The organism is Lentzea sp. CA-135723, assembly GCF_050936595.1.
Taxonomy (GTDB): Bacteria; Actinomycetota; Actinomycetes; order Mycobacteriales; family Pseudonocardiaceae; genus Lentzea.
The window spans coordinates 5271738-5287375 of sequence record NZ_JBNJMK010000001.1; the positions used below are offsets into that span (position 1 = coordinate 5271738).

Sequence of the window (15638 nt, forward strand, 5' to 3'; positions counted from 1 at the left end):
GTTCTTGTCATGACAAGTGTGGACCTGGTGGTCGTCGGCGCGGGGATCGTCGGGCTCGCGCACGCCTGGCACGCGGTGGAGCGAGGGCTCTCCGTGGCCGTGGTCGAGCGGGACTCGCACTGCGTCGGGGCTTCCGTGCGCAACTTCGGGCACGGGTGCTTCACCGCCCAGTCCGGGGTGGCGTTCTCGTACGCGATGGCCGCCCGGGAGTCGTGGTTGAAGCTCGCGTCGGAGGCCGGGTTCTGGGTTCGGGAGGCGGGGACGGTCGTCCTGGCTCGTCACGAGGACGAGGTGGAGGTGCTGCGGGAGTTCGCCTCGGTCCGCGATGTAGAGTTGTTGAACGATCCTTCGAGGGGATTGTTCAACGATTCGACGTTTCGATCGTTCAACAATGCGGCGGGCGTTGGTGCTGGAAGCAGCGCGGGCGGCGTTGGCGGGGTCGGTGGCGGCCGGGCTGACAGCGGCAGGGTTGGTAGCGGCGGGGTCGGTGGCGACGGGGCCGGTAATGGCGGGGCCGGCACCAGCAACGGCGGCGAAGACGGCCTCGGCGATTTCGGCAGCGGAGTCGGCTGCAGCGGCCGAGTCGACAGCAGCAACGACGGTCTCGGCGATGCCGGCAGTGGCGGCGGAGTCGGCGATGCCAACGGCATCGCCGGAGTCGACAACGGCGTTGGCCGCGAGGTAATCGTCGGGCCTGGCAGCGTCGCCGGCCTTGGCGTCGGCGGAATCGGCGTCGGCGGAGTCGCCAGCGGTGTCGACGTCGGCCGTGACTTGGCAGTCGGCGACCTCACCGGCAGTGACCTCACCGGCGGCAACCCCGCCGGCACCACCCCCACTGACACCACCTCCAGCAGCACCAACCCCACGGACATCAACCGCAGCGGCACCAACCTCGCTGGCACCCCTGCTGCCATCACCCCCTCTGACACCACCCCTGCCAGCACCACCCCCGCTGACGCCAAGCCCAACGGCACCACCCCCAGCGGCACCACCCCAAGCGACATCACCCCCGCTGGCACCAATCCCGCTGGCACCACCCCCTCTGGCACCAAGCCCAGCGGCACCACCCCCGCTGGCGGCGCTGGCGGCGGCGCTCCAGCCACCACCGCCGCCACCGGATCGTTGAACAATCCGGCAATCCCACGATCCAACATCCCCAACGTTGGATTGTTGAACAATCCCTCGATCCGCGCCGCCGCCCTCCTCCCCCTCGACATCCGCGTCAACCCGCGCGAGGCCGTCCACGCGATCGCCGCCCACCTGGCGTCCCGGGGCGTCCAGTTCCACTGGTCGACCAACGTCCTCACCGTCGAACCCGGCCGGGTCCGGACCGCCAGGGGCGAGATCACCTGCCGGGCCACCGTCGTCGCCGTCGGCCACGACGTCGACAGGTTCTTCCCGGACCTGGCCGAGAAGCACGAGGTCCAGCGCTGCCAGCTCCGCATGCTCCGCGTCGCCCACGACGGCATGATCGACCCGGCCGTCCTGACGGGCTTCTCAATGCTGCGCTACGACGCGTTCGCCCAGTGCCCCAGCACGGAGCACGTCAAAGCGCGCCTCACCAACGACCACCCCGAGCTGGTCGAGGCGGGCCTGAACCTCATGTTCACCCAGCTCCCCGACGGCTCGCTGACCATCGGCGACACCCACCACTACAGCCGCACGGTCGACCCGTACCGCCCGGAGGACCTGGACGACCTGGTCCTCGCCGAGACGGCCCGGCTGCTCGGCGTGCCACGACTGCACGTTCTCGAACGCTGGCGCGGGATCTACGCGTCGGCCCCCGAACCCTTCCTGACCGCGACGCCCACTCCGGCAACCAGGGTCGTCTCGGTCACCTCCGGCATCGGCATGACCACCGCGCTCGGCCTCGCTCCGGCCGTGCTCGACGACCTCCTCCAGGAGATGTGATGAGAGTCCTCAACGTCGTCCTCGCCGCGACGCTGGTACTGACAGCGACCGCTTGCGGCACAACGACGAACTCCGCCTCTGGCGCTTGTCCCAACGACGGCAAGGTGCGCTTCGGCGTCGAGCCGTACGAGGACCCCGAGAAGCTCAAGCCCGCCTACGAGGTGCTGGCGAAGGCGTTGTCCTCGAAGCTCGGCTGCGAGGTCGAGCTGCAGGTCGTGGACGACTACGCGGCCGAGGTGCTGGCGATGCGCAACGGCAAGTTGGAGATCGCCCAGTTCGGGCCGCTCGGGTACGTGTTCGCGTCGCAGAAGGCCAAGGCAGAGCCCATGGTCAGCTTCGCGGACGGGTCCGGGAAGCTCACCAGCTACACGGCCGGGATCTGGGTCGCCAAGGACTCGCCCGTGCAGAAGATCGAGGACCTGGCCGGCAAGTCGTTGGCGCTCAGCAGTGTCGGCAGCGCTTCCGGCGACGCGCTGCCCCGCTACGGCCTCAAGAAGCACACCGTGAACGACGTCAAGCTCGACTACGCCGGCGGGCACCCCGAGGCGATGTTGTCGCTGGTCAACGGCAAGGTGGACGCCGCCGAGATCAACAGTCAGACGCTCGCCACGGCCAAGGCCGCCGGGACGTTCGACGAGGCGAAGTTCCGGCAGGTCTGGAAGTCGGAGCCCATTCCGAACGACCCGATCACCGTCCGCGGGGATCTCGACCCGGCGTTCAAGGACAAGGTGCGCAAGTCGTTGCTGGAGCTCGGGCCTCAGGACGTCGAGAAGGTCGGCGCGTTCCTCGACGTCACGCCGCCCGGGCCGCTGGTCGAGGTGAACAACGACACGTACAAGGTGCTCTTCGACCTCGCGACCACGCTGGGGCTCAAGGAAGAGGACGTCTGATGCTCGCCATCCGCGGCCTGCGCAAGTCGTTCGGTGGCCGCACCGTGCTGGACGGCTTCGACCTCACCGTCGAGGCCGGCGAGTTCGTGGCGCTGCTCGGTCCGAACGGCTCCGGCAAGTCCACGGCGCTGCGCTGCGTGGTCGGGCTGGAGTCGCCGGACGGCGGCGAGATCGAGGTCGGCGGAACGGCCGCGATGGTGTTCCAGAAGATCCATCTCGTCGGGCGGCGCAACGCCCTGGACAACGTCTGTTCGGGCGCGCTCGGCAGGCTGAAGCTGCGGCACTCGCTGGTCTTCCCGCACGACGTCAGGCAAGAGGCGATGGCCTGCCTGGAACGGGTCGGGCTCGCGGACCGCGCGCTGGACCGGACCGCGCGGCTCTCCGGTGGGCAGCAGCAACGGGTGGCGATCGCGCGGGCGTTGTGCCAGCGCGCCAACGTGATCCTCGCGGACGAACCGGTGTCGGCGCTCGACCCGCAGGCGGCCGTGCAGGTCATGGAGCTGCTCCAAGCGTTGGCGAACGAGGGAATGGCGGTGGTGGCGGTGCTGCACCAGCCGGAACTCGCGCACACCTACGCGCACCGGATCGTGGAGATGCGCGCGGGGGTGGCGGCATGATCGGCACGAAGGAAGACGGCGCGGGCTCCACGGCCTCGACGCTCGCGGTGCCGAAACGGCGCTGGCCCTCCCCCGTCACGTGGGTGGTCGTGGCCGTGCTCCTCGCCGTGCACGTGCTCGCCTGGCAGGCAACGGAGTTCTCGCCCGCCGCGTTGATCGCGGGCTGGGAGGGCATGGCCGACTTCCTCGCGGAGTCGTTGCCGCCGGACTTCTCGGTGCTCGGCAAGTCGTTGGAAGCAGCCGTGATCACGCTCTACATCGGACTGCTGGGCACCACGTTCTCCATCCCGTTCGCGCTCGCGCTGGCACTTCTCGCTTCCAGGGCAACGACTTCAGCGGCGTGGGCGCAGCAGGCGGCACGGGCCGTGCTGTCGTTCCTGCGGTCGGTGCCGGACGTGGTGTTCGCGCTGATCTTCGTCACGGCGGTGGGGCTCGGGCCGTTCGCGGGTGTGCTGGCATTGGTGTTCCACAACACCGGCGTCATGGGCAAGCTCTGGGCCGAGGCGATGGACGAGAGCGACCGCGGGCCGCGCGACGCGCTGAAGGTGACCGGCGCGTCCGGCCCTCAGATCGCGCTGCACGCGGTGCTCCCGACCGTGATGCCGTCCCTGGCGGGACTTCTGCTCTACCGGCTGGACGTGAACGTGCGCTCGTCGCTCGTCCTCGGCCTGGTCGGCGCGGGCGGCATCGGGTTCCTCATCAACCAGTCGATCAAGCTGTTCCGGTTCGACGAGATGGTCACGCACATCCTCGTGGTGCTGCTGCTGGTGATCGTGGTCGATCAGGCGTCCGCGCTGGTGCGCAAGCGGCTAGGTGCCTGACCTGCTGGCCGTAGCGGGCGCCTTGGTGCACGGTCACCGAGCCGTCCGCTGCGACCTCGCAGGGGTTGTTGGCCGTGCACTGCTCACCGCTGTCGTTGCCCGTGCTGTGCACTCCGACGACAGTGACGCCGTCCTGCAACACGATCGGTGAGCCCGAACCGCCGTGCACCGGCGTGCACTCGGGGTTGTAGCGATAGGCGTTGTCCTGCGTGTAGCCCTCTTCGCGCAGATGCGGGACAACGGCCTCGATCGTGCACTTGAAGCGGTTGCCGTTGCCCGACGAGACGATGTCGACGCGCTCACCGGGTCGCGCCGACCTGTCGGCGAGCTTGAAGATCTTCACGCCCTTGGCCCTGAGCTGCGCGTACGTCAGCTTCAGCTCGAACAGCGCCACGTCGGTGCCGGTCATCGTCGCCGAGACGACGCGTTTCGTCTCCGTCGCGACCTGCTGGTAGCCCTGCTGGTCGCCGACGGTCACGGGGAGCGTGATCGGGACGTTCGTGACGGTCTGGCCGGGCGCCGGGCGTTCCGGGACGCAGTGGCCGTTGGTGAGCAGCAGTGCCGGGTCGTTCTCCCTGGTCCGGGACGTCCTGACGACGGAACCCGAGCAGACGCCGGCGAGCGACGCGGCGCCTTCGAGGTTCGGCACCGGGGTGTCCGGCGGGTTCAGCCGGCCGCTGACGACGTCGCCGATCCAGCCCTTGAAGTGGTGCACGTCGGTGTACATGACGGGCCGGTCGTCGGCGCCCGAGCCGCTGACCAGGCCCGCCATCACCCAGCGGTCGCCGTCGCGGACCAGCGCGGGGCCGCCGGAGTCCATGTTGGTGGCGGCGACGCTGCCGTCCAGCGCGCCGACGCACAGCTCGCGGTCGGCGTAGATGCCGTCGCAGGCGGCCGCGGGCTGGATGACGGTGTCGGCTTCACGCAGCTTCTGCGGGTAGCACTCAGGTGCGCGGCGGCCGCACGTCATGCCCCAGCCGAGGATGCGGGTCTGCGTTCCTTCGGCGGGCCGGGTGTCCGGCAACGCCACGGGCTTGGTCTTCGCGGGCCGCTTCAGCTTGAGCAGGCCGATGTCGCCGTCGTGGACGGGGTTCGGCGAGTAGGTGATGAACCGTTCGACCGCGATCACCTCTCCGCCGCTGCCCGCGTCGAGCGTGCCGAGGCGGACCGACCAGTCCCGAGGCTTGCCGACCTGGGCCTGGCTGGGGTTGCGCACGGTGCAGTGGCCCGCCGTGACCGCCCACGTCGGCGCGACCAGCGTGACGCCGCAGGTGTGGCCGTCCGCGCGCGGCGAGTCGGGGCGTTGCAGGGAGCCGGAGAAGGGGTAGGCCGCGGGGGCTTCGACGCCCCCTCTGATGGCCTGCGCAGGGGTGACGGCGGTGATCGTCGCGAGTGCCGCGAAGGTCGTCGCCAGTAGGGCTTTTCGCATGTCGCCGAGGCTGTCGGACGCGTGTCCGCACGGCGTGATGGCCGTGCAACAACTGCGCACGGGAGGTCGTTACGCAACGATGACGTCGCAAGGACGTCCCCATGAGACCCGTCGGGAAAGCTGGAGGGCATGCCGCGCGTACTGCTGATCGAGGACGACGAGGCGGTCCGCGAGGGACTGTCGCTCGCCCTGACCTACCAGGGCCACACCGTGGACGCGGTGCCCACCGGCGAGGAGGGCCTCGACCTGCTCACGAGCGTCACGCCCGACGTCGTGGTGCTGGACCTGATGCTGCCGGGCGTGGACGGCTTCGAGGTGTGCCGCCGCATCCGCGCCACCGGTGACCTGCCGATCATCATGCTGACGGCGCGCAACGACGACATCGACGTGGTCGCGGGCCTGGAGGCGGGCGCCGACGACTACGTGGTCAAACCCGCGCAGGCCCGTGTGCTGGAGGCACGCATCCGAGCGGTGCTGCGCCGGTCGTCCGCCGCCCCGGTCGCCGAGGTCGTCGCCGAACGGCACGGCGACCTCACGATCGACCGCGACGGCCTGGTGGTGACGCGGTTCGGCAAGCCGGTCTCGCTGGCCCCGACGGAACTGCGCCTGCTGCTGGAGCTCTCGGCGTCGCCCGGCCGCGTGCTGTCCCGGCAGCAGCTGCTGACCTCGGTGTGGGACCAGGGCTACCTCGGCGACTCGCGGCTGGTGGACGCGTGCGTGCAGCGGCTGCGGTCGAAGATCGAGGACGACCCGGCGGCTCCCGCGTACGTCCAGACCGTGCGGGGCTTCGGCTACCGCTTCGGACCGCTGTGACGCTCCGCCTGCGGCTGCTGCTGGCGATGGGCCTGCTGACCATCGTGACCGCCGCGGCCGTCGCCGGCGCCGGGTACGTGCGCGCCCGCGACGCCATCGTGCAACGCGCGCAGGACAACGCCGTCATCGAGACCACGAACCGCGTCGAGCAGCTCTACCCGTTGCCGGCACGGGTTTTCGACCACGCCGCCCTGGAACGCATCGCGGGCCGCGTGTCGGGACGCGAGGGTTCCGCGATCGCTTACGGCGACGGCATCTCCGCCGGCGGCATGGACCCGTCGGTGATCACCGGCGAGCTGCGTTCGCTCGTGTCGTCCGGGCGCGTCGGCTGGCAACGCGTGTCCTACGCCGGTGCCGTGTGGCTCGTGGTGGGCATGCAGCTGCGGATCACGGCGGACGGTTCGTCGCGGTCGTCGGGCGTCGAGGTGTACGTGCTGCGGCCGTTCACGTCGGAGATCGAGGTCGTGAACGAGCTGGCGCGCAACGCGTGGCTCATCGGCTCGGCCGTGCTGATTTTGGCTTTGGGGCTGGCTTTTCTGGCCGCACGAGGCGTGCTGCGGCCGGTGCGCGAGCTGCAGCTGGCGGCGTGGCAGCTCGGCCAGGGCGACCTGACGGCACGGGTGCCGGTGCGCGGCCGCGACGAGCTGGCGTCCGTCGCGTCGACGTTCAACAGCACGGCGTCTTCTCTGGAACACCACGTCGGCGAGCTGACGCGGATGGAGGCGGACGCGCGCCGGTTCGTGGCGGACGTGTCGCACGAACTGCGCACCCCGCTGGCCGCGATGACGGCCGTGACCGACGTCCTGGACGCCGAGACCGCCTCGCTGCCGGGCGTGGCCGGCCAGGCCGCGCGACTCGTGAACCGCGAGACCCTGAACCTGACGCGCCTGGTCAACGACCTGATCGAGGTCACCCGCTTCGACTCGGGCACGGCGGCGCTGGCGCTGGACGACGTCGACGTGGCCGAGGTGGTGCGGACGTGCCTGCGGATGCGCGGGTTCACCGAGGTGAGCGCTTCACTGCCGGACGGCGTGCGGGCGCGCCTCGACCCGCGCCGGCTGGACGTGATCGTGGCGAACCTGGTCGGCAACGCCCTGCGCCACGGCGCGCCACCGGTGTCGCTGACGCTGTCGGTGGCGGGGTCGGTGGCGGGGTCGTCGCTGGAGATCCTCGTGGCCGACTCGGGGCCGGGGCTGCCGGAGTCGGTGCTGCCGCACGTGTTCGCGCGGTTCTACAAGGCGGACTCGGCCAGGGGGCGGTCGGAGGGGTCGGGGCTGGGGCTGGCGATCGCGTGGGAGAACGCGCGGCTGCACGGGGGGACTCTGACGGCGGCGAACCGGCCTGGGGGCGGGGCGCTGTTCACGCTGCGGATGCCGCTGGGCGGTGACGCGTGAGGCCGAGAACTGTCGGTGGTGGCTGGGAGAATGGAAACAGGGCGCGATGAGGCTCGGGCGCACGGTGAGGTACTTGCTGGCGGCCAGGCTCGGGCGGGCCACCGGCTACAAGCAGGCAGCCAGGCTTGAGCGGGCAGCCAGGCCGAGCCATGGGGCCGCGTCCGGGCAGGCAACCAGGTCCAGTCGAGTCGCCGGGGTCAGGCGAAGTGTTGGAGTCGGGCGGGCCGTTGGGCTCGCGCGGACCGTTGGGGTCGCGCGGACCGTTAGAGCCGGGCAGGCCGTCGGGGTCGCGCGGGCCGTTGGGGTCGTGGCGTTGGTGCTGGCGGTGCTCACCGCGTGCGGCATCAGGCCCACCGACCCGATCCCCGGCCTCGAAGCACCTCACGGGCCGGTCGAGAACACCTCGCCCTCGCTCTTCTGGGTCTCCGCCGGTGGTCGGGTGGTGCCGGTCGCGCGCGACCAGGGCAGCTTGAGCGGGCGCGACGTCGTGGCGTTGCTGGCTCAGGGGCCCGACAACGCCGAGCAGGCCCGTGGGCTCTCGTCCGAGGTGCCGTTCGACGCTGCGCCTGCCTCGGTCGATCGGGTCAGCAACGGGTTGGACGTCACCATTTCCAGCGATGTGTCGCAGCTCAGCGGGGCCGCCGTTCAGCAGATCGTGTGCACGTTGCTGGCGCTGCAGCCGGTCGGGACGGTCAACGTGCGCGGGGGTGGGCATTCGCTGGAGTTCCAGCGGTGCGCTTGAATCGGGGGCGTGCACGTCTACTCCATTCCGATGCGGGCGAGGTTTCGGGGCATCACTCAGCGCACCGGGCTCCTCTTCGAAGGGCCGGCCGGGTGGGGCGAGTTCTGCCCGTTCGAGGAGTACGACGACGACGAGGCGAAGGCCTGGCTGGCTTGTGCGGTGGAGGCCGCGAACGACGGGTGGCCGGCGCCGGTGCGCGACCGGGTTCCCGTCAACTGCACGGTTCCCGTGGTCGGTCCTGAGCGGGCGCACGAGATCGTGACGAGGTCCGGGTGTTCGACGGCCAAGGTGAAGGTGGCCGAGTCGACGCTGGCAGAGGACTGCGCACGGCTGGAAGCGGTGCGGGATGCGTTGGGGGCCAACGGGTTCGTCCGGGTCGACGCCAACATGATGTGGGACGTCGACACGGCGGTCACAGCGATCAGGGCCATGGACAGGGCTGCCGGTGGGTTGCAGTACGTGGAGCAGCCGTGCCGGACGCTGGACGAGCTGGCGGCGGTGCGCAGGAAGACGAACGTGCTGATCGCCGCGGACGAGTCGATTCGCAAGGCCGAGGATCCGTTGAAGGTCGCGGTGTCGGGTGCGGCGGACATCGCGGTGATCAAGGTGGCGCCGCTCGGCGGGGTGCGGAAGGCCCTGGAGGTCGCGGAGGCCTGCGGGTTGCCGTGCGTGGTGTCGTCGGCGTTGGAGACGTCGGTCGGGATGGCGGCCGGGGTCGCGCTGGCCGCCGCGTTGCCGGAGCTCGACTACGCGTGCGGGCTGGCCACGTTGCAGCTGCTGGACGGGGACGTCACCAGCGACCCGCTGCTCCCGGAGGACGGCTTCCTGACGGTCCGGACCCGAGCGCCGAAGCCCGATCGGATCGCGGAGTTCGAGATCAAGAGCGCCGAGTGGGAAGCTCGGTACGAACGGGTGCTCGGTCGATGAGTTGGTCGAGCACCAGGCGCAACGGGAACGGATCGCGCGCTTCGAACACCTCGACGACCGGGAGCGCCTCCTCGTACGAACGGTCCGGGGTCAGGCGCAGCGCGGTCAGCGAGACCGGGGCGGTCAGGTCGACCAGCCAGTAGAACGGGATGCCCGCCTCGGCGTAGTCGAGCCGTTTGCAGCGGCGGTCGGTGTAGTGCGAGTGCGCGGACAGCACCTCGACGGCCAGCACCACCTCGGACGCCGGGACCAGGTCTGCGACTGCGCCGCGGTGAAACACGACCAGGTCAGGGCGGCGGACGAAGCCGGGCGCGTCGGCGGGAGCCAGTTCCAGGTCCACGTCCAGGGCGTAGCTGACCTGCAGGTGCGCGGGTAACTGCGCAGATAACTGCGAGATCAGGTTGCCGCAGGCGTAGTTGTGGTCGGGCGACGCGGTCGGCGACTGGACCAGGCGGCCTTCCACGAGTTCGCGGTACCCGGACTCGGCAGCTCCCAGAGCGGCGTATTGAGAGACGGTGAGCACCCCTCGACCGTCGCACATGGAGGAACTCCAATGGCCGGAGTCACTCCTTCGAGCGATCTACGGCTTGCCGCGCGTGAGGCCCTGCTCGCCCGCTCCCAGGCTGAACACGATGCCCTCGGTCCGGGTGATCGCCTGCGTCCGCCGCTCCGAGGCGGGCACGCGGGTCAGGTCGACCAGCCGGATCGGCGGCCCCAGCTCGACCAGCGTCGGCGTGTAGGACGCGTCGACCACGGACCACCCGGTAGGACCCTGTTCGAACTTGAACCGGGCGACCACGCCCTCCTCGGTCACGCCGCGGGGTTCGGCGTGCCGGGCGACCTCGTTGCCCAGCCCGTAGGCGACCCACTTGCCGCCGATCTTCTCGAACGGCTGCACGACGTGCACGTGCGTCCCGATGATCAGGTCCAGCGCGGGATCGGCCAGCAGCTGACGGGCCAGGGCCTTCTGCTCGGCCGTCGCTTCGTGCTGGTACTCGTTGCCCCACTGCACGGACAGCACCACGACCTCGGCACCGGCGGCACGAGCGGCCCGCGCGTCAGCGAGGATCTTCGTGGCGTCGATCTGGTTCGCCCGCCACGGCTGCGGCAGCGGAATCCCGTTGAAGCCGTACGTGAACGACAGCTGGGCGACGCGAACCCCGCCCGCGTCCAGGATCAACGGCGCCGCGGACTCCTCCTGCGTGCGGTACGACCCGGTGTGCTTCAGCCCGACGGCGTCCATCGCGTCCAGCGTCGAGGTGATCGCCGAGACACCTCGGTCCAGCGTGTGGTTCGAGGCCGTCGAACAGGAGTCGTACCCGACCTCGACCAGGCCCTTCGCCACCTCGGGCGGCGCCAGGAACGACGGGTACCCGAAGAACGGGCCCTCCTTCGCCCCCAGGGGCACCTCGAGGTGGCAGAGCGACAGATCGGCCTTCAGCGTGTCCTTGATCCCCGAGAACAACGGCAGGAAGTCACGCCCTGCCGCTCCCCCGTCCGCGACCGCCTGGTCGGTCAGAGCCGGGTGGATCAGCACGTCCCCGCCCGCCGTCAGCGTGAACGAACGCGGCGGAGGCGGCCCCTGCGACGTCGGCGCGGGAACGGCGGGAGCCGACGTGACGACGGTCGGCGAGCCGGTGCACGCGGACAGCAAAAAGCCGGTGACCAGCACGAATGCCGGCCACCGGACTGCACGCTTCAGCGCTGCCGCCGGCGTCGCAGGACCACGACCAGCACGACGGCCAACGCAGCGGCCGCGATGGGCAGCACGCGCTTCAACACCGGAACGCCTGCCGTGTCGATCAGGTCGATCGGCTCGTCGGGGACCACTCGGAGATGCTGCTGTTGCGCCACCTCGTCAGGATCCACGGAACTCAGCGTGCCCGCCAGGCATTCCGCGAACTGGTCGACGAGCTTGCCGCTGACCTCGGCGATCAGGCCGCGGCCCAGTTGCGCGGGCCGCCCGGTGATCGCCAGGTCGGTCTCCACCTCCACGGTGTCGCCGACCACGAAGGTCACCAGCGCGGACGCCGTGCCGTTGCCGCGGGTGTCCTTGCCGGAGGCCCGCATCACCGCGCGGCGCAGCACCGGATCGACCTCGACGAACTCGCCGCTGCCCCGGTACAGCAGCTGCACCGGGCCGAGCTTCACCTTCACCTCCCCGCTGAACGTCTTGCCGTCCACCGAGGTCAGCGTGGCGCCGGGCAGGCAGGGCGCCACCCGTTCCGGATCGAGCAGCGCCTCCCACACCTCCTCGGCGGGCCCCGGTGCGGTGAACGAGTGCGTCAACTTCATCCGACCGCCGCCGTCAACGCACGGCCGGTCAGCACGCGGGCCAGGTTGTCCTTGTAGCCGTCGCCGGACGACGCCAGCCCGGCCGCCTCGGCGATCGCCGAGGCGGGCTGCCCGACGAGCGCCGCCTCGACCTCGACCGCGCGCACCGGCCCGGACCCGACGTTCGTGAGGCCCACCCGAGCTGCGGAGATGACGTCGTCCCGCACCTGGACGGCCGCCGCCACCGCGACGATCGACCACGCCTGCGCGACCCGGTTGAGCTTCTCGTAGTGCGCGCGCCAGCCCGTGTGCTTCGGCACGCGCACGTCGATCAGGATCTCGTCGGGCGCCAGCGCCGTCGTGAAGTAGTCGACGAAGAACTCCGCCGCGGGCACCTCACGACGTCCACGAGGACCGGCGATGATCATCACGGCGTCCAGGGCCAGCACTGGCGCCAGCAGGTCACCGGCCGGGTCCGCGTGGCAGAGCGAGCCGCCGAACGTGCCGCGGTGCCGGATCTGCGGATCGGCGATGGTGTCCGTGACCAGCCTCAACAACAACGCGTGATCCTGCACGAGATGATCGCGCTGCACCTCGTAGTGCGTGGTCATCGCACCGATGAGCAACGAGTCGCCGTCGTCGCGCACGCCCGTCAGCTCGGTCAGGCCGCCGATGTCGATCAACGCCGTGGGCGCGGCGAGCCGCATCCGCAGCACCGGCACGAGCGACTGCCCGCCCGCGATGATCTTGGCGTCCTCGCCCTCCTCGGCGAGCATCCGCACGGCCTCGTCCACGGAGGACGGGAACAGGTACCTGAAGTCCGCCGGGATCATGCCTGGTCTCCCTGCGCGTCGATGGAACCGAGCCCGCCCGCGGCGACCTCGCCCGCGCCGGAGTCGGCACGACCCTGCAACGCGGTCCACACCCGTTCCGGCGACATCGGCATCTCGATGTCCCGAACACCCTTGTGCCGCAACGCGTCCAGCACGGCGTTCACCACGGCCGGCGTCGAGGCGATCGTCCCAGCCTCACCGACTCCCTTGGCGCCCAACGGGTTCGAGGTCGCGGGCGTCGTGGTGCGGTCCGTCAGGAACGCCGGCAGGTCGGCCGCCGACGGCACGAGGTAGTCGGCGAACGTCGCCGACGTCAGCGTGCCCATCTCGTCGTGCGTGGCCTCCTCGTACAACGCCTGCGCGATGCCCTGCGCAAGTCCACCGTGCACCTGGCCGTCGACGATCAACGGGTTCATGACCGTGCCGACGTCGTCCACCGCCACGTACCGGGAGATGCGCACCATGCCCGTCTCGGTGTCGACTTCCGTTGCGCACAAATGGGTTCCGTGCGGGTAGGAGAAGTTGTCCGGGTCGAACGTGGCGTCCGCGTCCATGCCCGGTTCCATGCCCTCGGGCAGGTCGTGCGCGACGTGCGCGGCCAGCACCACGTCACCCAGGGACCGAACGGTGGAGGTACCGCGCACGGAGAACGAGCCGGAGGCGAACTCCACGTCCGACTCGTCGCACTCCATCATGTGCGCGGCCAGCGTGCGGGCCTTGGCCAGCACCTTGTCCGCCGCGTGCACCAGCGCCGTGCCGCCGACGGCCAGCGACCGCGAGCCGTAGCTGTCCATGCCTTTGTGCGACGTCGCCGTGTCGCCGTGCAGCACCTCGACGTCCTCGAACGGCACGCCGAGCTTGTCGGCGACGATCTGCGACCAGACCGTCTCGTGGCCCTGCCCGTGCGGCGAGGTCCCGGTGATCACCTCGACCTTGCCGGTGGGCAGCATGCGGATGGACGCGGTCTCCCAACCGCCTGCGCCGTACCGCAAAGCGCCCAGCACGCGGGACGGCGCGAGCCCGCACATCTCGGTGTAGGTCGAGATTCCGATGCCGAGCTGCACGACGTCACCGGACGCACGCCGGCGTTCCTGTTCCTCGCGCAGTTCGTCGTAGCCGAAGAGCTCCATCGCACGAGCCGTCGCGGCCTCGTAGTTGCCGGAGTCGTAGGTCAGTCCGGCGACCGTGGTGAACGGGAACTCCTCGTGCTTGATCCAGTTCAGCTCGCGGAGCTTCATCGGCTCCATGCCGAGCTCGACCGCGAGCTCGTCCATCATGCGTTCGATCGCGAACGTCGCCTCCGGCCGTCCGGCGCCGCGGTAGGCGTCCGTCGGCACCTTGTTCGTGAAGACGTTCGTGCAGACGAACCGGTAGGCGGCGAACTTGTAGATCGAGTTGAACATGAACGCGCCCAGGATCGGCACGCCGGGCGTGACGAGCCGCAGGTAGGCGCCCATGTCGGCGAGCAGCTCGACCTTCAGGCCGGTTACCGTGCCGTCGCGGCGGGCGCCCAGCGTGATCTTCTGGATCTGGTCGCGGCCGTGGTGCGCGGACAGCATCGACTCGGTGCGCGACTCGGTCCACTTCACCGGGCGGCCCATCCGGCGCGCGATCAGCAGGCACAGCAGCTCTTCCGGCGTGACCTGGAGCTTGCCGCCGAAGCCGCCGCCGACGTCCGGCGCGATCACCCGCAGCTTGTGCTCGGAGATGCCGGTGACGGCCGAGAGCATCCACCGCAGGATGTGCGGGATCTGCGTCGCGGACCAGACCGTGTACATGCCGGCGGTGACGTCCACGACGACCGAGCGCGGTTCCATGAACGCCGGGATCAGCCGTTGCTGCCTGAACGTCCGCTCGATCACGACCTCGGCGGCCGCGATCTCGGCCTCGACGTCGGTGCCCGAACCGGCCTCGGCGGAGTCGAAGACCCACGTCGCGCACTTGTTCGTGCCGAGGTCGGAATGCACGAGGTCGTTGTCCTGCAACGCTTCTTCCATGTCGAGCACGACTGGGAGCTCGTCGTAGTCGACGTCGATCGCTTCCAGCGCGTCGGCGGCGTGATAGGCGCTGTCGGCGATCACGACGGCGACGATCTCGCCGGCGAAGTTGACCTGGTCGACGGCGATCGCGGGCGCGGCGGGCGACTTCATGTCCTCGGTGATCGGCCACGCGCAGGGCAGCGAGCCCTGTTCGGCGGCGAAGTCGTCACCGGTCAGCACCAGCGCCACACCGTCCATCGCCGTCGCGCGGCTGACGTCGACGTTCGTGATGCGGGCGTGGGCGACGGGACTGCGCAGCACGGCCATGTGCAGCATGCCGGTGAGCTGCAGGTTGTCGGTCCACCTCGTCTGCCCGGTGATCAGCCGGGCGTCTTCCTTGCGGAGCCGGGCCTTGCCGACCTCCGGCTCGGCCGTGGCGGTCATTCGCCACCTACCGCGTGCGGCGTGCGCTGTTCGAGCTCGGGACCGGCGCCGGGTTTCATCCGCTGGGCGGCGTCCTGCACCGCGCGCACGATGTTCTGGTAGCCCGTGCACCGGCAGAGGTTGCCCTCGAGGCCCTTGCGCACGGTCTCGTCGTCGGGATCGGACTCGTCGGCAAGCAGGTCGATCGCCTGCATGATCATGCCGGGCGTGCAGAAACCGCACTGCAACGCGTGGTTCGCGTGGAACGCCTCCTGCACCGGATGCAGCTTGCCGTCGCGAGCGAGGCCTTCGATGGTCGTGACGTCGTGGCCGTTGGCCTGCACGGCCAGCATCTGGCACGACTTCACGCTGTGGCCATCGAGGTGGACGGTGCAGGCGCCGCAGTTTCCGGTGTCGCAGCCGACCACGGTGCCGGTCTTGCTCAGTCGCTCCCTCAGGTAGTGCACGAGCAGGAGGCGTGGTTCGACCTCGTCGGCGTACGTGACTCCGTCGACGTTGACCGAGATGTGCATTCGAACCCTCCCAGGGTGGTGGGCCTTTAGTGACGAGGGTCACTTCAGCTTG

Annotated in this window: 15 protein-coding genes; 8 read left to right on the forward strand and 7 right to left on the reverse strand. The window is 70.2% G+C overall.

Features of this window, described 5'->3' with window-relative positions; all coding sequences use genetic code 11:
* Positions 1–18: 18 nt before the first annotated feature.
* Genes ACQEU1_RS24045 through phnE form a run of 4 tightly spaced genes read left to right on the forward strand, consistent with a single transcriptional unit; the run spans position 19 to position 4239 of the window.
* Positions 19–1911, forward strand: a complete 1893-nt coding sequence (locus ACQEU1_RS24045) for an FAD-dependent oxidoreductase (RefSeq protein ID WP_433205777.1) — start codon at positions 19–21, stop codon at positions 1909–1911.
* Positions 1911–2801, forward strand: a complete 891-nt coding sequence (locus ACQEU1_RS24050) for a phosphate/phosphite/phosphonate ABC transporter substrate-binding protein (RefSeq protein WP_433205780.1) — start codon at positions 1911–1913, stop codon at positions 2799–2801. Before ACQEU1_RS24045 ends, ACQEU1_RS24050 begins: the two co-directional genes overlap by 1 nt.
* Complete coding sequence (locus tag ACQEU1_RS24055; RefSeq protein ID WP_433205783.1) at positions 2801–3418, forward strand: phosphonate ABC transporter ATP-binding protein; 618 nt, start codon at positions 2801–2803, stop codon at positions 3416–3418. The genes ACQEU1_RS24050 and ACQEU1_RS24055 overlap by 1 nt, the downstream gene beginning before the upstream one ends.
* Positions 3415–4239 carry a phosphonate ABC transporter, permease protein PhnE gene (gene phnE / locus ACQEU1_RS24060; RefSeq protein WP_433205786.1) on the forward strand — a complete coding sequence of 275 codons (825 nt, stop codon included), beginning with the start codon at positions 3415–3417 and terminating at the stop codon, positions 4237–4239. The genes ACQEU1_RS24055 and phnE overlap by 4 nt, the downstream gene beginning before the upstream one ends.
* Here phnE and ACQEU1_RS24065 read toward each other — a convergent pair.
* Positions 4157–5668 (reverse strand): trypsin-like serine protease, encoded by a 1512-nt coding sequence (locus tag ACQEU1_RS24065; RefSeq protein WP_433205789.1) that lies wholly within the window; start codon positions 5666–5668, stop codon positions 4157–4159. The two genes, phnE and ACQEU1_RS24065, sit on opposite strands and share 83 nt — an antisense overlap.
* A gap of 129 nt (positions 5669–5797) precedes the next feature.
* Here ACQEU1_RS24065 and ACQEU1_RS24070 point away from each other — a divergent pair, with 129 nt between their 5' ends.
* From ACQEU1_RS24070 to ACQEU1_RS24085, 4 genes are all read left to right on the forward strand, one after another.
* Positions 5798–6481, forward strand: coding sequence for a response regulator (locus ACQEU1_RS24070; RefSeq protein WP_433205792.1), 684 nt, complete (start codon positions 5798–5800; stop codon positions 6479–6481).
* A gap of 26 nt (positions 6482–6507) precedes the next feature.
* The gene (locus ACQEU1_RS24075; RefSeq protein WP_433211710.1) at positions 6508–7875 is read left to right on the forward strand and encodes an ATP-binding protein; all 1368 of its coding nucleotides are present in this window, start codon (positions 6508–6510) and stop codon (positions 7873–7875) included.
* A gap of 307 nt (positions 7876–8182) precedes the next feature.
* A complete protein-coding gene (locus ACQEU1_RS24080) occupies positions 8183–8617 on the forward strand; it encodes a GerMN domain-containing protein (protein ID WP_433205795.1) in 435 nt (144 codons plus the stop codon).
* Positions 8618–8626: 9 nt separating this feature from the next.
* Complete coding sequence (locus tag ACQEU1_RS24085) at positions 8627–9544, forward strand: o-succinylbenzoate synthase (protein WP_433205798.1); 918 nt, start codon at positions 8627–8629, stop codon at positions 9542–9544.
* On the opposite strand, the gene ACQEU1_RS24090 is transcribed toward ACQEU1_RS24085, so the two are convergent.
* The 6 genes from ACQEU1_RS24090 to ACQEU1_RS24115 are packed head-to-tail and all read right to left on the reverse strand — an operon-like array spanning position 9495 to position 15586.
* Positions 9495–10085 (reverse strand): Uma2 family endonuclease, encoded by a 591-nt coding sequence (locus tag ACQEU1_RS24090; RefSeq protein ID WP_433205801.1) that lies wholly within the window; start codon positions 10083–10085, stop codon positions 9495–9497. The genes ACQEU1_RS24085 and ACQEU1_RS24090 overlap by 50 nt on opposite strands.
* Positions 10086–10124: 39 nt before the next feature.
* Positions 10125–11216, reverse strand: coding sequence for a CapA family protein (locus tag ACQEU1_RS24095; RefSeq protein WP_433205804.1), 1092 nt, complete (start codon positions 11214–11216; stop codon positions 10125–10127).
* 26 nt (positions 11217–11242) lie between these two features.
* Positions 11243–11839: an SRPBCC family protein gene (locus tag ACQEU1_RS24100; protein ID WP_433205807.1), complete on the reverse strand. Its 597-nt coding sequence runs from the start codon at positions 11837–11839 to the stop codon at positions 11243–11245.
* A complete protein-coding gene (locus ACQEU1_RS24105) occupies positions 11836–12651 on the reverse strand; it encodes an FAD binding domain-containing protein (RefSeq protein WP_433205810.1) in 816 nt (271 codons plus the stop codon). Before ACQEU1_RS24105 ends, ACQEU1_RS24100 begins: the two co-directional genes overlap by 4 nt.
* Complete coding sequence (locus tag ACQEU1_RS24110; RefSeq protein WP_433205813.1) at positions 12648–15074, reverse strand: xanthine dehydrogenase family protein molybdopterin-binding subunit; 2427 nt, start codon at positions 15072–15074, stop codon at positions 12648–12650. The genes ACQEU1_RS24105 and ACQEU1_RS24110 overlap by 4 nt, the downstream gene beginning before the upstream one ends.
* Positions 15071–15586 carry a (2Fe-2S)-binding protein gene (locus ACQEU1_RS24115; RefSeq protein WP_433205816.1) on the reverse strand — a complete coding sequence of 172 codons (516 nt, stop codon included), beginning with the start codon at positions 15584–15586 and terminating at the stop codon, positions 15071–15073. Before ACQEU1_RS24115 ends, ACQEU1_RS24110 begins: the two co-directional genes overlap by 4 nt.
* Positions 15587–15638 lie beyond the last annotated feature (52 nt).